This window comes from Calidifontibacter indicus (assembly GCF_003386865.1).
Taxonomy (GTDB): Bacteria; Actinomycetota; Actinomycetes; order Actinomycetales; family Dermatophilaceae; genus Yimella; species Yimella indica.
This window is the reverse complement of the sequence record NZ_QTUA01000001.1, coordinates 2,755,968-2,778,943: the sequence shown is the minus strand read 5'-3', so window position 1 is coordinate 2,778,943 and position 22,976 is coordinate 2,755,968. Positions and strand designations below refer to the sequence as shown.

The window sequence follows — 22,976 nt, the reverse complement described above, 5'->3', positions numbered from 1 at the left end:
CGCTATCAGCGGCTTCCGATAGCCGCGGGGTCGACCATGACGGCAATGTGCCCCAGATCACATTGAACGCTTGTAACAGATCCGAGGCGGCGCCGATGTATCCCGTGATCGCGTTGCCACCCGGACCCCCGAGCGGGTGGCAACGCGATCACCATTTCCGGCACCGATAGCCTGGGAGCCATGACGGACAACCCCTTCGGCCGCATGATCACCGCCATGGTGACGCCGATGAAATCCGACGGCAGCATCGACTACGACGCAGTGCAAGCGCTCGCCGCACATCTGGTCGACAACGGACACGACGGACTCGTGGTCAACGGCACCACCGGTGAGTCGGCCACGACCACTGACGAGGAGAACGTCGCCACCATCAAGGCCGTCGTTGAAGCGGTGGGCGACCGCGTGCCGGTCACCGCAGGTGTCGGCACGAACGACACCGCCCACTCCGTCGCCGCAGCAAAGGCGCTGGTGGGAGCCGGCGCCGACAACGTGCTGGTCGTGACGCCCTACTACAACAAGCCGCCGCAGGACGGCATCGTCGAACACGTGCGCGCGATCGCGCAGGCTGCCGACGTGCCGGTCATGCTCTACGACATCCCGGGGCGCAGCGCGATCCCGATGGAGAGCGCCACCATCGCCAAGATGGCGCAGATCCCGCAGGTGCGGGCGATGAAGGACGCCAAGGCCGACCTCTACGCCTCCAGCAAGCTGATCGCCGAGACCGATCTACTGTGGTTCTCCGGCGACGACGTGCTCGCCTTCTCCTGGTTGGCGCTCGGGGCCGTCGGCCACGTCGCCGTCACCGGCCACGTCGCGGGCAACGAGTTCGCCGCGATGATCGCCGCGATCGACAAGGGCGATCTCGCCGAGGGGCGTCGCATCCACCAGAAGTTGATCCCGGTGATGGACGCGATCATGGGAGTCACCCAAGGCGCGATCATGGCCAAGGCCGCGCTCGCGATCCAAGGCGTCATCCCGTCCGACTTCTGCCGGCTGCCGCTGCTGCCCGCGACCGACGAGCAGCGCACCATCGTCCGCGACGCACTGACGAAGGCCGGTCTGCTGTGAGCCACCCGCACCCCGAACTCGGCGCGCCGCCGGCACTGCCGAAGAACGGCGTCCGCATCGTCGCCCTCGGTGGGCTCGGCGAAGTCGGCCGCAACATGACCGTGCTGGATTACGACGGCAAGCTGCTCGTCGTCGACTGCGGCGTGCTCTTCCCCGAGGACCACCCCGGCGTCGACCTGATCCTGCCCGACTTCGACTACCTGCGTGACCGGCTCGACGACATCCAGGCGATCGTGCTCACGCACGGCCACGAGGACCACATCGGCGCGGTGCCTTACCTGCTCCGGTTGAAGCCCGACATCCCGCTCATCGGGTCGACCCTGACCCTCGCGCTGATCGAGGCGAAGCTCAAGGAGCACAAGATCACCCCCTTCACCATGTCGGTGAAGGAAGGCGACCGGGAGCCGATCGGCGGCTTCGACTGCGAGTTCGTCGCGGTCAACCACTCGATCCCCGACGCGCTCGCCGTCTTCGTGCGCACCCCCGGTGGCACGCTGCTGATCACCGGCGACTTCAAGATGGACCAGCTGCCGCTCGACGGCCGCATCACCGACCTGCGTTCCTTCGCCCGGTTCGGTGAAGAGGGCGTCGACCTCTTCCTCACCGACTCCACCAACGCCGAGGTGCCCGGCTTCACCACCCCCGAACGCAACATCACGCCCGCGATCGAGCGGGTTTTCGCCGGGGCGGAGCGACGCGTCATCGTCGCCTGCTTCTCCTCGCACGTGCACCGCGTGCAGCAGGTGCTCGACGCCGCGCGCGTGCACAACCGCAAGGTCGCGATGGTCGGACGCTCGATGGTGCGCAACATGGGCATCGCCGCCGACCTCGGCTACCTGAAGGTGCCCGACGGCATCCTCGTCGACGCCAAGAAGCTGGGCGACCTGCGCGACGAGCAGATCGTGCTGATCTGCACCGGATCGCAGGGCGAGCCGATGGCGGCGCTGTCGCGCATGGCCAACGGCGACCACCAGATCGACATCGGTCCCGGCGACACCGTGCTCATGGCCAGCTCGCTCATCCCGGGCAACGAGAACGCCGTGTACCGGGTGATCAACGGCCTGATGCGGCGCGGGGCCAACGTCGTCCACAAGGGCAACGCGCTGGTGCACGTCTCCGGCCACGCCAGCGCCGGCGAACTCCTCTACTGCTACAACATCGTGCGGCCGAAGAACGTCATGCCGATCCACGGCGAGTGGCGTCACCTCGTGGCCAACGGCGACCTCGCCGTCGCAACCGGCGTGCCCGAGCGCAACGTCATGTTGGCGGAGGACGGCGTCGTCGTCGACCTCGTCGACGGACAAGCGTCGATCACCGGCGTCGTGCCGTGTGGCTACGTCTACGTCGACGGCTCGCTGGTCGGCGCCACCGACGAGACGATGCTGAAGGACCGCCGCATTCTGCGCGACGAAGGCTTCGTCACGATCATCGTGGTCATCGACTCCGCCACCGGACGCATCGCCGCCGGCCCGGACATCCGCACCCGCGGATTCGCCGAGGACGAAGCGGTGTTCGACAAGGTCGTGCCCAAGATCGAGGACGCCCTCGAGCAGGCACGCGCCAAGGGCGTGAACGACACCCACCAGCTGCAGCAGGTCATCCGACGCACCGTCGGCGGGTTCGTCGGCGGCAAGCTGCGCCGTCGTCCGATGATCATCCCGATCGTCATAGAGGCATGAGTTAATCCGTCACCAGGGGAGAGGCTCGGCCAGGTCGCGCGGGTCGGACGGCGCGCTCCAGCCCTCGCCGGGCGTGTGCACGTACTCGAGGGTCGGGCCCTGCTCCACCAGTCGTCGGACGGCGTCGATCAGGCGCTCGACGTGGTGCGGCTGGGTGGCCAGGCCGATCGATGCACGGACGGCGCACCCGCCGACGACCTGGTCGCACAGGCGGTGGGCGCAGAACTTCCCGTCGCGCACCGCGATGCCGTGCTCGTCCGACAACACCTGCGACACCAGCGAGCAGTCGAACCCGTCGACGGTGAAGGTCACGACACCGACGTTCGGGCGCTCCGGGCCGAGCACACTGACCAGGCGGACGCCGGGGATCGCGGCCAAGCCGCTGCGCAGGCGCTCGTGCAGCACCGCCTCGTGTGCGGCGATCGCGTCGTGGTGCTTGCGCAGGGTCGAGCAGGCCGACGCCAGGGCAATGGCGCCGACAGCGTTCGGGGTGCCGCCCTCGTGGCGGGCCGGTCCGACATTCCACTCCACGGCGCGGGTGCCGACCGCGCGGGTCGCGCCGCCGGCCGGCAGGTACGGGTTGGCCTCGTCGAGCCAGTCGCCGCGGCCGACGAGCGCACCGGCGCCGTACGGCGCGTAGGTCTTGTGGCCCGACAGGGCGACGTAGTCGACGCCGAGCTCGTCGATGTCGACCGGGTGGTGCGGCGCGAGCTGGGCCGCGTCGAGCACCGTGCGGGCGCCGAATTCGGTTGCGATAGATGCGAGTTCGGCAACCGGCCAGACTTCGCCGGTGACGTTGCACGCGCCCGTGATCACGACGAGCTTCGACTCGGCGGTGCTCGACTCGAGGGCCTGGGTCAACAGGTCGAGGGCGTCCTGGGTGCTCGCCGGAATCGGCAGCCGGTGGATCGAGCGACCCGCCCAGGCGAACTGGGCGGCGTGGTGCGCGGAGTCCCAGGTGAACACCTGGGTGCGGCGCGGAAGAGCGTTGGCCAGCAGGCGCAACGCGTCGGTGGTGTTGCGCGTGAAGACCACGTAGTCGTCCTCGCGTGCACCGACGAACGCGCCGACCTCCTTGCGCGCGGCCTCGAACCACTGGGTGGTCTGCCGGCTGGTGTGTCCGGCACCGCGGTGCACCGAACCCGAGACGCGCTGCACGGCAGCCACCGTCTGCTCGACCGTACGCAGTGCGGGGCTGGTGGCGCCGTGGTCGAAGTTGGCGAAGTCGACGACCGTGCGGTGCACCGTCGGCACGCCGAGTTCGTGGTGGGCGGTGAGCGGAATGCCCTGGTGCTGGAGCGCGGGCGGGGGAGTGAAGTCGTCCGGCACCAGGTGGAGGCGGCGGGCGGCGGTCTCGACGACCGGGTCGAGACCGGTCTCGGTCGATCGGGTGACTTCGCTGACGTCGGTGACTTCGGTGACTTCGGTGGCTACGGACATCGGGCCTGCTCCTGTCGGTCGTTGGACCGACACAGACCCACCCCGAAAAACCCGGGGCGAACGCTGCAGCGATCCGCGCTTGCCGCCGCCCGGTCGGGCAACGGCCCGGTCGTCACCCGGAGCACCCCACCGCGGTGGAGGGTTGCCGCTCAGCAAGCCGGGGCTTGACGCTGAGACTCATGACCTGGTCGCGACCATATCCACCTCGGCGCGCCGCGCGCCAGCTACCTCGGCCGTCATCTCACGATGCGAAAGTGCCCAATCCGCGCCCGCCCCACAACCCGGCCCGCAACCGGCCCCTCCCCACCCCGCACACGCTGCAGTACCCGGCAGTCGCTGCGGTTGCAACAGCGGCGGCTGCAGGTAAGCGCAGCGTTTGCGGTCTCCAGCGTGTGGCGCGTGTGACTGGAGTGGTTGTCGCGTAGTCTGCGACGGTGGCCCCCCGTCAGTCCGCACCGAAAACCGCGTCGAAGTCCAGCTCACGCGGCCGCTCGTCGACCTCCCGTCCAGCAGCGAAGTCCACCTCCTCGCGTCCCGCCGCCCGCAAGACCTCTGCGTCGGCCAAGGGACGCCAGCCCGCCCGTGGCGGGGGAGGACCGTCGCTGCCGGTGCGCGCGCTGCGCGGCACCTGGATGGGCGTAGCGCACGTCGCCGGTGGCACCGCCCGCCGCGTCGGCACCAGCGCGCGTGACCTCGAGCCGGAACTGCGCCGCGACGGAGTGGGCTTCACCCTGATCGCGGTCGCGATCGTCATCGCCGCCGTCGAGTGGTGGGGCATCGCCGGCGTGTTCGGCGACGTCGTGCACACCATCAGCGCCGGCACCTTCGGACTCATCTCGCTGGCGCTCCCGGTGGTGCTGCTCGGCCTCGGCCTGCACATCCTGCGCACCCCGCGCGGTCACCACGCCACCAACCGAATCAGCATCGGCCTCGGCCTGCTCGCCTTCGGCGTCTGCGGACTCACCAGCATTGCCAAGGGTCTGCCCGACGCCCAGCCGCGCGAGGGCCTGGAGGCGGCCGGCGGCATGATCGGCTTCCTTGCTTCCAGCCCGACCGTCGCCGCGGTCACGACGTGGGGCGCGGTCGCCCTGTTGTTACTGCTCTGCTTCTTCGCGCTCCTGGTGATCACCGCGACGCCGGTGCACGAGATCGGCGATCGGGCGCGCCACGTCCTCGACCGCCTGTTCTACGGACGGATGCTCGACGAGCACGACGAGGACGGTCCGGTCGACGCGGTCGCGCTCGACCTGCACGGCGAGCACATCGACGGCGGACGCCGCAAGCCCCGCGGCCGTAGGGCGCGCCAGGACGATGGCCTCGACGCGCTCGACGGCGACGACCCGTTCGAGCAGGCCGCCGAGGTGGTGCCGCGCAAGGGCCGCGGTTCGCGACCGAAGCCGTCCGCGCCCGCACCGTCCACCACCTCGACCACCTCGGGCGAGCCGGACGAGGTCCACGACGGCGCCGCGGAACCGGCACCGGCGCCCGCCGCCGACAAGCGCCCCGAGCCGAGCCGCAAGCCCGTTCAGTTGCCGGGCGCGCCGGTCGCCAAGATCGAGGCGCCGCCGACGACTCCGTTGCCGCAGCGCACCGAGCAGTTGCTCCTCGCGGGCGACGTCACGTACACCCTCCCGGCGAACGACCTGTTGAAGGCCGGCCCGCCGCACAAGACCCGTTCGGCCGCCAACGACCGCGTCGTCGACGCGCTCGGCGGCGTGTTCGAGCAGTTCGACATCGACGCACAGGTCACCGGCTTCACCCGTGGCCCGACGGTCACCCGCTACGAGGTCGAACTCGGCTCGGGCACGAAGGTCGAGAAGGTCACCGCGCTGAGCAAGAACATCGCCTACGCGGTGGCATCGGCCGACGTGCGCATCCTCAGCCCCATCCCGGGCAAGTCGGCGATCGGTATCGAGATCCCGAACACCGACCGTGAGACGGTCAGCCTCGGCGACGTGCTGCGCAGCCAGGCGGCCCGCGGCAACGACCACCCGATGGTGATGGGTGTCGGCAAGGACGTCGAGGGCGGTTACGTCATCGCCAACCTGGCGAAGATGCCCCACCTGCTCGTCGCCGGTGCGACCGGTGCCGGTAAGTCGAGTTTCGTGAACTCGATGATCACCTCGATCATGATGCGCGCCACGCCCGACGAGGTGCGCATGGTGCTGGTCGACCCCAAGCGGGTCGAGCTCACTGCCTACGAGGGCATCCCGCACCTGATCACGCCGATCATCACCAACCCGAAGAAGGCCGCCGAGGCGCTGCAGTGGGTCGTGCGCGAGATGGACACCCGCTACGACGACCTCGCCGCGTTCGGGTTCAAGCACGTCGACGACTTCAACAAGGCGGTGCGTGCCGGCAAGGTGCAGCCGCCGCCCGGGTCGGAGCGCGTCGTACAGCCCTACCCGTACCTGTTGGTCGTGGTCGACGAGCTCGCCGACCTGATGATGGTCGCCCCGCGTGACGTCGAGGAGTCGATCGTCCGCATCACCCAGCTGGCGCGTGCCGCCGGTATCCACCTGGTGCTCGCGACCCAGCGTCCGTCGGTCGACGTCGTGACCGGTCTGATCAAGGCGAACGTTCCGTCGCGCCTGGCGTTCGCGACGTCGTCGCTCGCCGACTCGCGCGTCGTGCTCGACCAGCCCGGTGCAGAGAAGCTCATCGGTCAGGGTGACGCGCTGTTCCTGCCGATGGGTGCCAGCAAGACGATGCGCGTGCAGGGCGCCTGGGTGGCGGAGTCCGAGGTCAAGGACGTCGTGGCCCACATCAAGGGGCAGCTGCAACCGAACTACCGCGACGACGTCGCGGTGTCGGCTCCCAAGAAGGAGATCGACGAGGACATCGGCGACGACCTCGACCTGCTGCTCCAGGCGGCCGAACTGGTCGTCAACTCGCAGTTCGGCTCGACCTCGATGCTGCAGCGCAAGCTGCGTGTCGGGTTCGCCAAGGCCGGCCGGTTGATGGACCTCATGGAGTCGCGCGGCATCGTCGGCCCGTCGGAGGGTTCGAAGGCTCGCGACGTGCTGGTCAAGCCGGACGACCTGCCCGACACCCTCGCCCGCCTGCGTGGCGACGAGGTGCCCGGCGACGCGGCGTACGACCAGGACGACCTGCCGGTCGAGGAGAGCTCGGGCGAGGACGCCTGGGAGCTCACCCAGCACGGCCGCGCCTGAGCCTCGCCGGGCCGCCAGGCCCAGCGGGCCCGAGGCGCTCCCGACGGGGTGGCCGGACGCCGGTGGGTCAGCTCGCCGGCGCTTCCTGGTGCAGACAGAGCATGTTGCCGTCGGCGGTCCTTGAACCACGCCGCCCGCTCCGCACCGAGCGCGCAGACGTGGTCGACGGTCTGCAACACCGATCTACCCCGCACCGCTGCGTACCCTGCCAGCAGAGAACCATCGCCCGACCGGCGCAAACCAGGAGTGACGATGACCGACCACGACCGTTCCGCCGGAGTGCCGCGTTGGGGCGCCGGCGCCGACGACACCAGCGAGCTCCCCACCGCGAACACCCCGCGGGTCGACGGCAGCGACCGGACGCAGGACTTCGGTGCGCGTCCCACTGGTCCCGACCTGTCGAAGCAGGCAGCGCAGCCCTCGCCGGGCGAGCGTCAGAGCGGGTATCAGAGCGGGTATGCGGGCGGCGCCGCATCGGGTGGTTACGCCTCTCCGACGCCCGGCTACGCGCAACGTCCGGCGGGTCGGATCGGCACCGAACCTGTCCCGGGGCCGTACGCGGCGAACACGATGCGCAGGTACGGCGCGTTCCTGCCCGCGCTCGCCGCGGCGGTGGTTGCTGTCGTCATCGCCGCGATCCCGGGGATCATGTCGCGCAACGGCGCTCGGCCGCCGCGCAGCCGGTTCGCCTGGGACCTCTGGTATCACGCGAGTTTCTACGACTACTACGGCCTCATGCGCACCTTCCGGGCCGACGGCACCAGCCAACTGGTGGGCGGTCTGCTCACGCTCGGTGTCGTCGTGTTCGTGCTGACGCTCATCGCGCTGACGACGCAGCGGCGGCACGCGGCGCGCGGCTTGACCTTCTTTGCGGTGTGGGGCATCACGACGGTGGCCGGCGCTGTCGCCTCCGCGGTCGCCGTCTACGCCACCGACTCCGGCCTGATGACCAGCAGTGCGCGGGGCATCCAGGTGGTGTCCCAGTACGCCGACATCGGAGCCGGTTTCGGCCTGCGGTTCGGCTGGTTGGTGGCGCTGGCCGCGGTGCTGCTGCGCATCGGACGACGCGTGCCGGGTCAGCCGATCGGCTCCTGAGCCGCGTACGCCGCCGCGGCTTCGTCCATCTCGGCGGCGATGTCGTCGAGGAACTGGTCGATCTCGTCGCCGTGCACCGGTCCGCCGGCGAGCATGCCGTTCATGCCGAACAGCACGGCTGAGGGGTACCCGAGGCCGAGCGTCCGCACGACCGCGCTGTCGGGGTCGGTCATCCACTCGACGTCGGGCCCGAGATCGGGCGCATTGTCGGCCGACGCGCCGTACGGCACGAGCACGACCCGGATGAGCTGTTGCCGCGCCGCCCACTGCGGCATCCGCGCCATCACCCGCTCGCAACTGCCGCAGCCAAGGCTGACCGAGATTAGCAGCACCGGACGCGGGTGGGGCAGTTCGCGCAACGGGATCGTGCCACCGCGGGAGTCGACGAGTGCGCCGTAGGGGATGGGCTGCTGCACGTACTCCAGCTCGTCATCCGCGTCGGAGGGTACGACTGCCGGGGCGGCACTGGACGCCGCAGCGGAATCGGAGGGCCGGCCCCCGCCGTACACGACCATCCCCGTCAGCGCGATCGCGGCGAGAACGCCTGCGGTCCACCCCCATTCGGTGCCGCCGAAGTCGGTGAACCGTTCGATCATCGAGCCGCCGCGCACACCGTCGACCAGTGCGAGCACGGCGGCGACGAGCAGCAGCACATTGCGCACCACCGTGCGGCGGTCGATCTCACCGAGGCCCAGCTTGCCGAAACAGTTGCAGTGCACGGGCTCTGCGAAGCCGAGCGCCCGGGCGACGACGATCAGGTAGGCCGCGAACAGCACCACCGCCAGCGCCGCGGCCACGACGTACCACCCGCCGGGCAGCACCAGCAAGGCCGCCGCCAGCACGAGTTCGCCGTAGGGCAGCAGGATCGGCGCGCCGGAGAAGCGCAGGAACGACGGCAACCGCAGGCTGACGAACGCGTCTTGGGTGGTCTGTGGCGAACGCACCTTGAACAGCGCGCTCACCACCAGCGCCAGCACGATCAGCAGCGCGGGGACGATCCACGGGGCAGCGGGGACGGAGGCGGGCATGGGATGAGGATAGGTGGCCGTCAGCCGTCGAGTTCGGCGATCGTCGCCAGCGACGGCCCACGGGTCTGCTGCTCGTCGCGGGCCACGGCCTCGACGTCACGCATGACCCGCAGCACGTTGCGGCCAGCGACCTTCGCGAGGTCGTCGTCCGACCAGCCGAGGTCGGCGAGTGCACCGAGCAGTGCCGGGTAGGTCGAGACGTCCGCCAGGCCCTCGGGCAGCTTGTCGACGCCGTCGTAGTCGCCGCCGACGCCGATGTGGTCGATGCCGGCCACCTCGCGCAGGTGCACGAAGTGGGCGACCACGTCGGCGAGGGTGGCGACCGGCTTGGGCTGCTGCTCGGCGCGCTGCTTGTTGTACGCGGTGAACGCGACGTGGTCCTTCGGGTCGACACCGTCGGCGATGGCGGCCTCGCGTGACTCGGCGCGCCAGTCGGCACATGCCTGCGAGACGAAGTCGGGCACGAAGGTGCCCATGATCACGCCGTTGTTGTCGCGCAGGGTCTCCAGCACGTCGTCCGGGGCGTTGCGCGGACTCGAGCAGACGGCATAGGCGCTGGAGTGGGAGAAGATCACCGGCGCGGTGGATGCGGCCAGCGCGGCGCGCATGGTGTCGGCCGAGACGTGCGAGAGGTCGACCATCATGCCGATGCGGTTCATCTCGCGCACGACCTCGACGCCGAACCGGGTGAGGCCGCCGTGCGCGGGTTCGTCGGTGGCGGAGTCGGCCCACGGGTTGTTGTCGTTGTGGGTGAGGGTCATGTAGCGCACGCCGAGCACGTACAACATCCGCAGGGTCGCCAACGAGCTGTCGATCGACTGACCGCCCTCGGCGCCGAGCAGCGAGGCGATGCGGCCCGAGGCGAAGACCCGCTCCACCTCGTCGGCGGTGCGGGCGAGACCGAGGTCGGTGGAGTAGCGCGCGACCATCTGGTGCACCGCGTCGATCTGCTCGAGGGTTGCGGTCACGGCTTTGCCCGCGGGCAGGTTCGACGGCACGAACACCGACCAGAATTGCGCGCCCACCCCACCGGTGCGCAGTCGGGCGAGGTCGGTGTGGCCGCGTCCGGTGAGGTCGGTGGCGATGTCGAGCTTGTCGAAGTCGTAGCCGGCCTCCGCCCGGGCGTGCCAGGGCAGGTCGTTGTGTCCGTCGATCAGTGGGTGCTCCCGCAACAGGGCGCTGATGCGGTCGGACGTGGTGGGGCTGGAAGTCGACATGTCGTCATGCAATCACGTCGCTCGCCCCGGCGGGTCGGTGGCCGACGGCGCGGGGCCAACTAGAGTGAGCGCATGTCTTCTCGCAGCGTGGCCGTGGTGACTCTCGGGTGCGCCCGTAACGAGGTCGACTCCGAAGAACTCGCCGGACGTCTGTCCGCCCAGGGCTGGACCCTCGTCGACGACGCGGCCGCCGCCGACGTGGCCGTCGTCAACACCTGTGGCTTCGTCGAGCAGGCGAAGAAGGACTCCATCGACGCCCTGCTCGAAGCCAACGACCTCAAGCAGACCGGCCGCACCCAGGCGGTCGTGGCCGTCGGGTGTCTCGCCGAGCGGTACGGCGAACAACTCGCCTCCCAGCTGCCCGAGGCCGACGCTGTGCTCGGCTTCGACAGCTACCAGGACATGTCGTCCCACCTCACCGCGATCCTCGCCGGTGAGCGGCCCGCGTCGCACACCCCGGGCGACCGTCGCAAGCTGCTGCCGTTGTCTCCGGTCGACCGGCAGGGCGTGGCAGTCGCGACCCCGGGCCACGGCCAGGCGCAGGAGATCCGTCCGCCCGGTGATGTCACCGTCGAGTCGCCGGTGGCGGCCCAGCGGGTCATCCGGGCGCGCCTCGACGGACGGCCGTGGGCGCCGCTGAAGATCGCGAGTGGGTGCGACCGTCGCTGCGCGTTCTGCGCGATCCCGATGTTCCGTGGCGCGTTCGTGTCGCGCCGTCCGTCGGATGTGCTCGCCGAGGCGCGCTGGCTCGGCCAGCACGACGTGCGCGAGATCTTCCTGGTCAGCGAGAACTCCACGTCCTACGGGAAAGACCTCGGCGATCTGCGGCTGCTCGACACGATGCTGCCCGAGCTCGTCGCGGTCGAAGGCATCGAGCGGGTGCGGGTGTCGTACCTGCAGCCGGCCGAGATCAGGCCCGACCTGCTCGACGTGATGACGTCGACTCCCGGAGTCGTGCCCTACTTCGACATCTCCTTCCAGCACGCGTCCGGCCCGTTGCTGCGCCGGATGCGCCGCTTCGGCGACTCGGAGTCGTTCCTCGACCTGGTCGACCGGGTGCGCGAGCGCGCGCCGGAGGCCGGCATCCGTTCCAACGTGATCGTCGGGTTCCCCGGCGAGACCGACGACGACGTGCAGGTGCTCGCCGACTTCCTGTCGGCGGCGCGGCTCGATGTGACCGGCGTGTTCGGTTATTCCGACGAGGACGGCACCGAGGCCGAGACCTACGGCGAGAAGCTGCCGCAGGACGAGATCGACGACCGGGTGGAGCAGATCCGCGCGCTCGTCGAGGAGCTCAACCACCAGCGGGCTGCGGAGCGCATCGGCCAGACCGTCGAGGTGCTTGTCGAGCAGCTCGAGGACGAAGACACTGGTGAGGTGCAGGTGCGCGGTCGCGCCGGCCAACAGGGCCCGGACGTCGACGGCGAGACCCTGCTGAGCATCGACGGCGAGTTGCCGGCGATCGGCGACATCGTGCGCGCCCGGGTGGTCGACACCATCGGCATCGACCTGGTGGCGGAGCCGATCCGATGACCCACGAGCACCTGCCCGGCCCGCCCGACGGTGAGCCGGACCCGGGCCGGCGACGTCCGCGGGCGGCACGCGAGCAGCGTGAGACCCGCCCGCGTGAGCCACGGGAGCCCCGTGAGCCGCGCGTGTTGCGGCACGCCGACGGCACCCCGATCCGCATCCACGCGCCCGAACTGCGTCCCGACCCGGCCGACATCCCGAGCCAGGACGTCAGCAACTGGAACATCGCGAACGTGTTGACGATGCTGCGCATCGCGCTCGTGCCGTTGTTCGGTTGGCTGCTGCTCGCCAATGGCGGTGACGACGACGCCTACCGGTACGGCGCATTCGCGGTGTTCTTCATCGCGTCGATCACCGACCGCATCGACGGCGACATCGCCCGCGCGCGCGGGTTGGTCACCGACTTCGGGAAGATGATGGACCCGATCGCCGACAAGGCGCTCATGGGCATGGCGCTCATCGGGCTGTCGCTGATCGACCGGGTGCCCTGGTGGGTCACCGTCGTCATCCTGGTGCGCGAGATCGGGGTGACGCTGCTGCGCCTGTGGGTGATCAAGTACGGCGTGCTGCCGGCCAGCCGCGGCGGCAAGTTGAAGACCTTCCTGCAGGCGATCGCGATCGGGCTGTTCGTGCTGCCGTTCGGTGGTGTGTTCGTCGTCGTGGCCTGGATCGTGATGGCGGTCGCCCTCGTGATCACGGTCGCCACCGGTGTCGACTACGTCTTCCGGGCGCTGTCGCTGCGGCGCCGTCCGGCGAAGGCCTGATGTTCCCCGCGGAGGCCCAACTCGTCGCCCGCCTCACCGGGCTGGGGCGCACCGTCGCCACGGCCGAGTCGCTGACCGCCGGCCTCGTCGCCGCGACCATCGCCGACGTGCCCGGTGCCAGCGCCGTGCTGCGCGGGGGAGCGGTCACCTACGCGACCGACACGAAGGCGTCCGTGCTCGGGGTCGACCCCGACCTACTGGCGGCCGGTGGCCCGGTGCAGGCCGAGGTGGCCGAGCAGATGGCCGCCGGTGCCCGCCGCGTGTTCGGCGCCGACTACGGGGTGGCCACGACCGGTGTCGCCGGCCCCGATCGGCAAGGTGACGCGCCCGTCGGGCTGGTGTTCGTCGCGGTGGCCGGGCCCGCCGGCGTGCGCAGTGTGCGCCTCGAACTCAGCGGTGACCGCGACCGCATCCGACGACGCAGCGCGCTCGAGGCGATGCGGTTGGTGCTCGTGAGCCTGTCGACGGAGCCCACTGTCGACCACGCCGGAGACCACACCGAAGACCACGCCGAAGGCTCGCGCGAAGGCGGGCAGCACGGCACTGCGGCAGCGGCGGAATGACCCGCTCGGCCGCCGCGTTGTCCTACTCGTGTACCGATCCGAACGGTTCCGAACGTTGCGGCCCCCGGCACACACGAACATGTTCCGAACACAACTCGGGACGCACTCCGTGGATATGGCGGGCACGCCGTCGGTGGTGGCCGTTATCGTGGAGCAATCGTCGGACCGTCCGGCGCATCGACAGACCAGGAGGCGTCATGATCTTGCTGCGTGAAGAGCTCGGCGACGTCCTGCGGGAGTTGCGTCAGGAACAGGGCCGCACCCTGCGCGAGGTGTCCTCGGAGGCGAAGGTCTCCCTCGGCTACCTCAGCGAGATCGAGCGGGGCGAGAAGGAAGCGTCGTCGGAGCTGCTCGCATCGATCTGCGACGCGCTCGGCATGCCGCTGTCGACGACGCTCACGCTGGTCTCCCAGCGCGTCGCCGGTGCCGAGGCGCTGACCGCTCCTGTGCCGCTGCCGGTCGCTGCCGACCGTGCGGTCGTCTCCGCCGCCTGACCTCGGAGCCGTCCTCAATCGCCGGCCCGCAAGTGGCCTTCAATTGCGTTGGCACCCGGGGCAATAGGTGACCAGTCGGTCGTTCGGCGCTGTGCCGATCTCCTTGCGCACCAGCGGCGTGCCGCAGCGCGGGCACGGCCGACCGTGTCGCCCGTACACCTGCATGCGGTGCAGACGATGGACCACCGAGTCGCCGAGCATCCGATGCGCCACCTCGAGCAGGCCGCGCAGGGTCGGCTCGTCGATTTCCTCGACCGGCCGCCAGGGGTCGATGCCGCACTCGTGCAGGGGCTCGGAGGTCCAGATGGTGCCGAGCCCGGCGAGGTTGCGTTGGTCGAGCAGCGCCGCGCCGATCGGTGTCGGGCCGGTCGAGCGCAGCCGGCGTGCCGCTTCGCTGGTGTCCCAGTCGTCACCGAGCAGGTCAGGGCCGAGGTGCCCGACCAGGCTCGGCTCGTCGCGGGTGCGGACGACGTCGAGCATGCCGAGCCTCCACCCGATCGCGGCCTGCTCGGCGGTGGCGACGATGGCCCGGATGTCGGGGTGCCGCGCGGTGCGTGGCGTCACCTTCGCCGTCGGCATCGTGCGCCACGAACCGTCCATTCGCAGGTGTGAGTGGATCGTCCACCCCGATTCCACCCGGTGCAGGATGTGCTTGCCGCGCGGGCGCACCTCCAGCGTCCGCAGGCCGTGCAGTTCGACCGCCGGCAACCGACTCCAGCGCAGGTCGACGCCGACCAACGGCTGCCCGGCGAGGGCGTCGTGCAAGCGGCGGGCCGTGCGCCACACGGCGTCGCCCTCAGGCATCCGCCCGCCACCTCATCGCCGCAACCTCAAACCCTTGGGCGTGGTGTGGAAACCGTTGTCCTTCAAGGCTGCTGCCAGCGGATGAGGTGAGGTGAGGGCGGGCACGCCGTCGATCGAGTGCACGCTCAGATCGGCCAGACGACCGGCGCGGACGGTGGCGGCCAACGCCCGCGCGACCGCGTCGGCACGCTCGGGGCTGTCGTCCCAGGTGAGCACGGAGCGGCCGCCGCGCTCGATGTAGGCGACCAGTTCACCGTCGACGAGCGCGACCAACGAGCCCGACTTGCGGCCGGGTCGGTGACCGCCCTCGTCGGGTCGGCTTGGCCAGGGCAGCGCGGCGCCGTAGGCGTTCGCCGGGTCGGTGGCGGCGAGCACCAGCGCCTCGACGGCGCCCTGGGGCACGACATCCCAGGGGTTGCGCGGCGCGGCCTCGACCGGACGTGCCCGCAGCCGGTCGATGGCGCCGGCGCCCGCGAACTGTGCCGCACCCAGGCCCTCGACGAAGTAGCCGCGGCGCACCTTGCCGCGTTCCTCTGCGGCGGCCAGCACCCGGTAGGTCTCGGCGAAACCTCCCGGAATGCCTTCTGCCACCACGCTGCCGCGGGTGACGACGCCGTAGCGGTCGAGCAGCACCTCGGCCGTGGCCAGCGACCGGAGTGTGGGGTCGGGGCGCAGTTCGCCGAACAGCCACCAGCGGCCCACCACGGTGGGGGTCGCCGGTGCACGGATCGCCGAGGCCGGGCGGGCGAGGCCACTGCGCAGGCCACCCTGCAGTCCGACCGCGCGTCCGTACCGGGAGCGACGCGGACCGGTGGCCCGCGTGCGGTGGGTGCTGCGTCCGCCGGACAACAGGGCACGCAGCGGTGCGAGCGTGTCGCCGGTGACGCGTCCGGCCCACGCCAGCCGCCACAGCGCATCGGCCACCTGGGTCTCGCCGGCCTCGTGCTCGGCGCGCACCGCGGCGCTGATCGCACCGAAGAAGTGGGCGCCGCCGCCCGCCATCGCCGCGAGCACGGCCTGCTCGAGCTCGTCGGATGTGTCGGCGTCGTCGGGTGGCTGAAGGGTGGCTTCGAGTTGGTCGCCGAGGTGCAGGCTGATCCAACCGTCGTCACCGGGCAACGAGCCGTGCCCCTGCCAGACCACGTCGCCGGCGGTCATCAGCTCGTCGAGCATCGCCGGGTTGTAGCGCTCGACGCGGGCGGGCAGGATCAGCGGTTCGAGGGCGGAGGCGGGGAACCGAGCCCCGGCCAGTTGCTCGACCGCGCGCAACACACCGTCGGTGCCGCGTTGGCCGGTGCCGACCCCCTGCCAGGCCGGCAGGAAACGGGCGAACGCCGTGGCCGCCACGGGTTCGACCTCGGAGCGCAGCGCCGCCAGCGACCGCCGCTTGACCACCCGCAGCACCTCGGCGTCGCAGTAGTCGCTGCCGCCGTCGCCCTGCCCCAGCGGACGCAACTCTCCCTCGACGATGCGGCCCCGGTGCACCAGGCGCTGCAGTCCGTCGTGCACCACCGCTCGGCCGAGCGCAAAGGTGTGGGCGAGTTGCGACGCGGTGAACGGACCGCGAGTGCGGGCGAAGCGGGCGATGAGGTCGACCAGCGGTTCGTCGACCGGCTCGGTGAAGGTGGCCGGGATGCCGGTGGGCAGCGCCACCCCGAGCGCGTCACGCAGGTGGCCGGCATCTTCGATCGCGGCGAAGCGGTCGACGTCGCCCCACCGCACCTCGATGAGGCGCCGGGCCGCGACCAACTCGGCCAGGACGGCGTCGAGCGCGGGGTCGTCGATGTCGTCGCGGGTGCGCTTCCTGATCTCGTCGCGCGACAGCGGGCCGAGCACGCGGACGAGGTCGGCGATGTCGTCGGCATGCCGGGCCTGGCGGCTGGGTGCGAGGCGTTGCAACTCGGCCTCGGTGTCGGCCACCACCTGCGCATCGAGCAGGTCGCGCAGCGCGGCGCCCTCGCCGTGGCCGAGCAGGTCGGCCAGCAGCGACGGGTCGAGCGACAGGGCCGCCGCGCGTCGTTCGGCCAGCGGCGAGTCGCCCTCGTAGAGGAACTGCGCAACATAGCCGAACAACAGACTGGTGGCGAACGGCGACGCGGACGCGGTCTCGACGGTGACCGTGCGCACCGTGCGTGCGGCGATGTCACGCATCAACGTGGTGAGGCCCGGCACGTCGAAGACGTCCTGGACACATTCGCGCACCGCCTCGAGCACGATCGGGAACGACGGATACTGCGAGGCGACCTCGAGCAGTTGGGCCGAGCGTTGCCGCTGCTGCCAGAGCGCCTGCCGACGGCCGGGCCGCTGCCGCGGCAGCAGCAGCGCGCGGGCCGCGCATTCACGGAACCTCGACGCGAAAAGCGCTGAGCCACCGATCTGTTCGGTGACCATCGCGGCAACCTCCTCGGGGTCGAGCACGATGAGGTCGGTGATGTCGAAGGCGCCAGCGGGCCGACCGTTAGCCTCTTCGCCGAGCCCGCCGTCGAACTCGCTGCCCATGTCGAGCAGACGCAACACGATGCCGTCGTCGGCGTGCATGGCCTGCACCTCGACGCCGTAGCGCTCGCGCATCCGAGCCGCGATGCACAGTGCCCACGGTGCGTGCACGGGTGCGCCGAAGGGGGAGTGGATGACCACCCGCCAGTCGCCGAGCTCGTCGCGGAACCGTTCGACGACGATCGTGCGGTCGGTCGGCAGGTGGCCGGTGGCCTCCTGCTGCTCGCGCACGTAGCCGAGCAGGTTGTCGGTGGCCCATTCGTCGAGCCCGGCCGCGCCGACCCGGTCGCGGGCGGCCTCGTCGGGCAGGGTGCCCACCTCACGCACGAAGCGTCCGACGGCCTGCCCGAGCTCGGCCGGTCGGCCGAGTGTGTCGCCGCGCCAGAACGGCAGCCGTCCCGGTTGCCCCGGAGCCGGCGTGACCAGCACCTGGTCGTGGGTGATGTCCTCGATGCGCCAACTGGTGGTGCCGAGGGTGAACACGTCGCCGACGCGCGACTCGTAGACCATCTCCTCGTCGAGCTCACCGACGCGGCGCCCGGGGCCGTCACCCCCGGCGAGGAAGACGCCGTACAGGCCGCGGTCGGGAATCGTGCCACCGCTGATCACCGCGAGTTGTTGCGCGCCGCGACGGGCGCTCAGGGTGTCGGTGACGCGGTCCCAGACGATGCGCGGACGCAACTCGTTGAAGTCGGTACTCGGGTAACGACCGGCGAGCATGTCGAGCACCGCCTCGAGCGCGGTGCGGGGCAGCGCCGCGAACGACGCCGACCGGCGGACGAGTTGTTCGAGGTCGTCGACGCTCCAGTCGTCCATCGCGCACATCGCGACGATCTGCTGGGCGAGCACGTCGAGCGGGTTGGCCGGAATCTTCAGCTGCTCGATGGTGCCGGCCCGCATGCCCTCGACGACCACGGCGGTCTGCACGAGGTCGCCGCGGTACTTCGGGAAGAGCACGCCGTGCGACGTCGCACCCACCTGGTGGCCGGCACGTCCGACCCGCTGCAGACCGCTGGCGACGCTCGGCGGCGACTCCACCTGGATCACGAGGTCGACGGCACCCATGTCGATACCGAGCTCGAGCGAGGACGTGGCTACCACCGCGGGCAGTCGGCCCGCCTTGAGGGCATCCTCGATCTCGGCGCGCTGTTCCTTGCTCACCGAGCCGTGGTGGGCGCGGGCCAGCACCGCGGCCGCGCCGTGGCTGCTGCCCGCCTGCCCCATGAGCTGTGCGGGAGCCGATGAACTCGACACGGGCACAAGCTCGTTCGCCCGCTCGGGGTCTTGGCGGTCAGCCCAGATCTCGTTGAGGCGTGCGGTGAGCCGCTCGGCCAGTCGCCGCGAGTTGGCGAAGACGAGGGTCGAGCGGTGCTGCGCGATGAGGTCGACCATGCGCTCCTCGACGTGTGGCCAGACCGACGCCGATCGGGTGGGGTCGTCGTCGGGCTCACCGGGCTGGTTGGCCAGATCGGCGAGGTCGGGCACGGGCACCACCACCTGGAGGTCCCACTGCTTGGTCGACGGCGGCTGGACGATGCTCACCGGGCGCCCACCGGTGAGGTAACGACCCACCTCCTCGACCGGCCGGACGGTGGCCGACAACCCGATGCGCTGGGCCGGCCGGTCGAGGAGCGCATCGAGGCGGTCGAGCGAGACCGCGAGGTGGGTGCCCCGCTTGGTGCCGGCGACGGCGTGCACCTCGTCGACGATGACGGTCTCGATGCCGCGCAGCGCTTCGCGCGCCGCGGAGGTGAGCAACAGGAACAGCGACTCGGGTGTGGTGATCAGGATGTCGCTCGGGCGCCGCGCGAAGGCGCGCCGGTCGGCCGCGGCGGTGTCGCCGGAGCGGACGGCGACCGACACCTCGGGTTCGGTGAGCCCGAGCCTCGTGGCGGCGTGCTTGATACCGACGAGCGGGGCCCGCAGGTTGCGTTCGACATCGACGGCGAGCGCCTTCATCGGCGAGATGTAGAGCACCCGGCAACGCATCAAGGGGTTGTCGGGCACCGGTGTCGACGCCATCTTGTCGATCGCCCACAGGAACGCCGAGAGCGTCTTGCCCGAACCGGTCGGGGCAACCACGACCGTGTGCTTGCCGGAACTGATCGCGTCCCATGCTCCGGCCTGGGCGGCCGTCGGCTCGCTGAAGGATCCCTCGAACCACGCGCGGGTGGCGGGGGAGAAGCGCTCGGTGATGCGAGCCGGCGTCGGTGCGTTCATCGGCGTTCAGCCTGCCACGTCGCACCGACAAGCCCACCGACAAGCCGTCAGCGTGCCGGATCGGGAGTGACGCGCAGCGTGTGCAGTGTGGTGGCGAGCATGTCGTAGTGGCCGACCAGGAGCAGGAACTCCACCGACTCACGCTCGTCGAGGTGGGCCCGCAGCCGTGCCCACTCCCCGCAGAATTGCCAACTCGCTCTCCCGGCGGGGCAGCGACCCGAAGGGCATGAGCCGTCCGGCGAAGTGCAGCCAGCCCCAGTAGAGCCCCTTCGCGCGACCGAGTGTGGTGAAGATCGCCGGCGGACGCGTGCCGGTGACCTTGCCGGCCACCCGGCTCATCGCGTACGCCGGGAGGCCGAGTTGGCGCAGTGACCCGGGTGCGATGCGCGCGGACGCTCGCTTGGTGACCTCGGTAGTCACTTCGAGATCCGTTGCGGCTGAACGGTGGTCAGGTCGGCGCCCTCCTCGCGGGCGATCTGCAGTGCGAGCGTCAACTGCGGGAATCCGCGCAACTCCATCACCCGCTGCGCGACCATGCGGGCGGGCAGGATCGGGGCGATCCAGCGCGGTGCGCAGATGCGGCGCGACCGCTTGCGGATGCCGCGGTCGAGCGCGTCGATCGCGCTCTCCAGCGGCGCCACGCCGAGGATCGTGCCGCCGCCGGTGAGCATCGTCGCGGCGCGGGTGCCGAAGCCGCGTGAGGTCATGTCGGTGTCGATCTCGGCGAAGTAGGCGACCCCCACCTTCGCCCCGGTCGGCGCGAGTTCGATGCGGAAAGTGTTGCCGAGGGCCTCGACGGCCGCCTTCGAGGCGTTGTACGCGCCCATGAGCGGTGCATGCGCGGCCGCGGCGAGGGAGGCGGTGGCCACGGCGTAACCGTCCGGATGACTGATGTGCGGCGCGGCGGCGCGCAACGTGCGGTAGCACCCCATCACGTTGACCTCGAGGTGCGCCCGCATCACCTCCGGGTCGCCGCCGTCGAGCGCGAGCTGTCCGGCCACGCCGGCGTTCGCCACCACGACGTCGAGACCGCCCCAGAGGGTCGCGATCTCGTTGACGACCTCGTCGACCCGGTCGCCGTCCGTCACGTCGACCTCGCGCCACAGCGAGCCGGGACACCGCTGCGACACCTGCTTCAACAGCTCGGGCTCGAGCCCGAGCAGCGCGACCTGGGCTCCCTGACCGGCGAGCCGTCCGGCCAGCGCGGCGCCGATGCCCCGGGCCGCGCCGGTGATGAGCACCTTCTTGCCGTCGTGAGAAGTCATGCGCGCCACGCTAGTTGACCTCCGAACGCTGCACTTGTTCGCAGAAGCTGCTGTTGCAACAGCAGCGTGTGTCGGGAAGCGAAGCGTTTGCGGGCGTCAGCCGGCGACGGACGGTTGCTGCTGGGTGATGCAGTGGATCCCACCGCCGCGGGCGAACAGCTCGCGGGCGTCGACGCCCACGACCTCGCGGCCGGGGTAGACCCTGCGCAAGACCTCGAGCGCGCGTTGGTCGTGCTCGTCGGCGAACGTGCAGGCGATCACGCCGCCGTTGACGACGAGGTGGTTGACGTAGCTGTAGTCGACCGGTCCGTCGTCGTCGAAGAGGGTCGCGGGCGCCGGGATGCGCTCGACGCGCAGTCGGCGCCCGGCGGCGTCCGTGGCCTGTTCCAGCAGCGCGATCACCTCCGCGCTCACGGCCTGGTCGGGGTGGTCGGGGTGCTCCTGGTCGTGCACCAGCACCACGCCCGGCTCGGTGAACGTGGCCACGATGTCGATGTGGCCGCGGGTGCCGAACTCGTCGTAGTCGCGGGTGAGACCGCGGGGCAGCCAGAGGCACTTCGTCGCGCCGAGGCAGCGGGCCATCTCCGCCTCGATGTCGGCCTTGGTGGCGTCGGGATTGCGACCCGGGTCGAGTTGCACGGTCTCGGTGAGCAGCACGGTGCCCTCGCCGTCGACGTGGATGCCGCCGCCCTCGTTGACGATGGGTGAGGGCACGATCACGGCCCCGGTCAGAGCGCCGATCCGGGCGGCGACCAACGCGTCCTTGTCCCAGCTCGCCCACGACTGAGCACCCCAGCCGTTGAACACCCAGTCGACCGCGCCGAGTTCGCCGTCCGCACCGAGCACGAAGGTGGGGCCGATGTCGCGCATCCACGCGTCGTCCAGTTCGGCCTCGTGCAGTTCGACGGCGGCATCGACGAGTTCGCGCGCGATCGGGAGATCGTCGGCGGTGACCAGCATGTGCACCGGCTCGAACCGCGCGACCGCGTTCGCGACCGCGGCCCACGTGCGACGGGCCGCGTCGGCCTCCTCCTCGGTGTCGCCGAGGGTGTAGCCCTGGCTCGGGAACGCCATCCAGACGCGGTCCTGCGGGGCCCACTCGGCGGGCATCCGCCACGACATGGTGTCAGGCATTCGGGTCGACCCGGACGTGCTCCGGACGCACCGGCTCGGCGAGCGCGGCATAGGTGTCCGGACGGCGGGTCGACAGGAACGGGAACAGGTCGATCCAGTCCTTGCCCTGGGCGAGGTCGAGGTCGGTGACCAGCACCGCCTCCTCGTCGCGCGGGGCCTGCACCAGCACGCGACCGTAGGGGTCGGCGACGAAGGAGGAGCCGTAGAAGGTGATGAGGCCCTCGCTGCCGATGCGGTTGGGCACGACCACGAACAGGCCGTTGGCGATGGCGTGCCCGACGATGGTGTGCTGCCACAGCGGCTGGGTGTCGAAGTCGGGGTGGTCGGGCTCGGAGCCGATCGCGGTCGGGTAGACCAGCACCTGCGCTCCGCCCAGCGCGTAGGAGCGGGCGACCTCCGGGAACCACTCGTCCCAGCAGGTCGGCAGCCCGAGCTTCACCGCGGGCTCCTGCAGGTCGACGACCGGGTAGGCGCCTTCGGCCGGGCCCGGACGGAAGTACTTGTCCTCGTAGTAACCGGCGGTGACCGGGATGTGCGTCTTGCGGGTGCGTGCCACGAGTTCACCGGCGGGGGAGACGAGGATCGCGGTGTTCAGCCCGCGTCCGTCGGCCTCGGGTGCCTTCTCGAACAGCGAGGCGTGCACATGCACGCCGAAGTCCTTGGCGGCCTGCGCGGCGAAGGTGAAGGTGGGGCCGTCGGTCAGCGACTCCGCGGTCGCGTCGGGCTCGCCCGCCGGCAGGGTGTCGGCGGGGTACCGTGACAACGTCAGCTCCGGCAGGAACACGATGGTGGCGCCGGCCTCGGCCGCTTGCCGGATGCCGTCGCGCAGTGCGGCGACCAACTCCTCGGCGTTCTCGCGCCAGTGGTGCTGCACCAGCCCGACACGCACCGGCCCGGACGTGGGTTCCTCGACCCGGGCGTACGACGTGGGGACCTGGGTGGATGTAATCAACCGCATAGTCGCCAAGTATGGCCGAGTCGCCCCGAGTTGCACATCGAAGGTTTG

Annotated in this window: 17 protein-coding genes and 1 riboswitch; of the genes, 8 read left to right on the top strand and 9 right to left on the bottom strand. The window is 70.7% G+C overall.

The features are described 5' to 3' along the window. Positions 1–180 precede the first annotated feature (180 nt). Positions 181–1,068, top strand: a complete 888-nt coding sequence (dapA, locus tag DFJ65_RS13185) for a 4-hydroxy-tetrahydrodipicolinate synthase (protein ID WP_115923410.1) — start codon at positions 181–183, stop codon at positions 1,066–1,068. Then, positions 1,065–2,747 (top strand): ribonuclease J, encoded by a 1,683-nt coding sequence (locus DFJ65_RS13180; protein WP_115923409.1) that lies wholly within the window; start codon positions 1,065–1,067, stop codon positions 2,745–2,747. Before dapA ends, DFJ65_RS13180 begins: the two co-directional genes overlap by 4 nt. 9 nt (positions 2,748–2,756) lie before the next feature. Here DFJ65_RS13180 and DFJ65_RS13175 read toward each other — a convergent pair whose 3' ends face one another. Beyond that, entirely contained in the window at positions 2,757–4,187 is a 1,431-nt protein-coding gene (locus tag DFJ65_RS13175; protein ID WP_115923408.1) for an aminotransferase class V-fold PLP-dependent enzyme, read from the bottom strand. Between the two features lie 70 nt (positions 4,188–4,257). Then, positions 4,258–4,372: riboswitch (SAM riboswitch) on the bottom strand. A 447-nt stretch (positions 4,373–4,819) separates the two neighbouring features. On the opposite strand from DFJ65_RS13175, the gene DFJ65_RS13170 reads away from it, so the two are divergent. After that, entirely contained in the window at positions 4,820–7,360 is a 2,541-nt protein-coding gene (locus tag DFJ65_RS13170) for a DNA translocase FtsK (RefSeq protein WP_115924311.1), read from the top strand. A gap of 252 nt (positions 7,361–7,612) precedes the next feature. Further along, positions 7,613–8,455: a hypothetical protein gene (locus DFJ65_RS13165; protein WP_115923407.1), complete on the top strand. Its 843-nt coding sequence runs from the start codon at positions 7,613–7,615 to the stop codon at positions 8,453–8,455. On the opposite strand, the gene DFJ65_RS13160 is transcribed toward DFJ65_RS13165, so the two are convergent. Both DFJ65_RS13160 and DFJ65_RS13155 read right to left on the bottom strand, forming a co-directional pair. Next, entirely contained in the window at positions 8,437–9,483 is a 1,047-nt protein-coding gene (locus tag DFJ65_RS13160; RefSeq protein ID WP_115923406.1) for a TlpA family protein disulfide reductase, read from the bottom strand. The genes DFJ65_RS13165 and DFJ65_RS13160 overlap by 19 nt on opposite strands. 20 nt (positions 9,484–9,503) lie before the next feature. Then, entirely contained in the window at positions 9,504–10,700 is a 1,197-nt protein-coding gene (locus DFJ65_RS13155; protein ID WP_115923405.1) for a dipeptidase, read from the bottom strand. Between the two features lie 72 nt (positions 10,701–10,772). Between DFJ65_RS13155 and rimO the strand changes: the two genes are divergently transcribed. From rimO to DFJ65_RS13135, 4 genes are all read left to right on the top strand, one after another. After that, positions 10,773–12,233, top strand: a complete 1,461-nt coding sequence (rimO, locus tag DFJ65_RS13150; RefSeq protein ID WP_115923404.1) for a 30S ribosomal protein S12 methylthiotransferase RimO — start codon at positions 10,773–10,775, stop codon at positions 12,231–12,233. Then, a complete protein-coding gene (gene pgsA / locus DFJ65_RS13145) occupies positions 12,230–12,994 on the top strand; it encodes a CDP-diacylglycerol--glycerol-3-phosphate 3-phosphatidyltransferase (RefSeq protein ID WP_115923403.1) in 765 nt (254 codons plus the stop codon). The genes rimO and pgsA overlap by 4 nt, the downstream gene beginning before the upstream one ends. Beyond that, positions 12,994–13,557 (top strand): CinA family protein, encoded by a 564-nt coding sequence (locus DFJ65_RS13140; protein WP_115923402.1) that lies wholly within the window; start codon positions 12,994–12,996, stop codon positions 13,555–13,557. The genes pgsA and DFJ65_RS13140 overlap by 1 nt, the downstream gene beginning before the upstream one ends. A gap of 197 nt (positions 13,558–13,754) precedes the next feature. Further along, the gene (locus DFJ65_RS13135) at positions 13,755–14,051 is read left to right on the top strand and encodes a helix-turn-helix domain-containing protein (protein WP_115923401.1); all 297 of its coding nucleotides are present in this window, start codon (positions 13,755–13,757) and stop codon (positions 14,049–14,051) included. A gap of 39 nt (positions 14,052–14,090) precedes the next feature. Here DFJ65_RS13135 and DFJ65_RS13130 read toward each other — a convergent pair whose 3' ends face one another. The 6 genes from DFJ65_RS13130 to DFJ65_RS13105 form a co-directional block, all read right to left on the bottom strand. Beyond that, positions 14,091–14,855: an Fpg/Nei family DNA glycosylase gene (locus DFJ65_RS13130; protein ID WP_115923400.1), complete on the bottom strand. Its 765-nt coding sequence runs from the start codon at positions 14,853–14,855 to the stop codon at positions 14,091–14,093. 12 nt (positions 14,856–14,867) lie between these two features. After that, a complete protein-coding gene (locus tag DFJ65_RS13125; RefSeq protein WP_115923399.1) occupies positions 14,868–19,571 on the bottom strand; it encodes an ATP-dependent helicase in 4,704 nt (1,567 codons plus the stop codon). A gap of 138 nt (positions 19,572–19,709) precedes the next feature. Continuing rightward, a complete protein-coding gene (locus DFJ65_RS13120) occupies positions 19,710–19,991 on the bottom strand; it encodes a carboxymuconolactone decarboxylase family protein (RefSeq protein WP_211308441.1) in 282 nt (93 codons plus the stop codon). After that, the gene (locus DFJ65_RS13115; protein WP_115923398.1) at positions 19,988–20,836 is read right to left on the bottom strand and encodes an SDR family NAD(P)-dependent oxidoreductase; all 849 of its coding nucleotides are present in this window, start codon (positions 20,834–20,836) and stop codon (positions 19,988–19,990) included. The genes DFJ65_RS13120 and DFJ65_RS13115 overlap by 4 nt, the downstream gene beginning before the upstream one ends. 96 nt (positions 20,837–20,932) lie before the next feature. Further along, the gene (locus tag DFJ65_RS13110) at positions 20,933–21,970 is read right to left on the bottom strand and encodes an agmatine deiminase family protein (RefSeq protein ID WP_245950252.1); all 1,038 of its coding nucleotides are present in this window, start codon (positions 21,968–21,970) and stop codon (positions 20,933–20,935) included. Continuing rightward, positions 21,963–22,928 (bottom strand): nitrilase-related carbon-nitrogen hydrolase, encoded by a 966-nt coding sequence (locus DFJ65_RS13105; RefSeq protein ID WP_115923397.1) that lies wholly within the window; start codon positions 22,926–22,928, stop codon positions 21,963–21,965. Before DFJ65_RS13105 ends, DFJ65_RS13110 begins: the two co-directional genes overlap by 8 nt. Positions 22,929–22,976 lie beyond the last annotated feature (48 nt).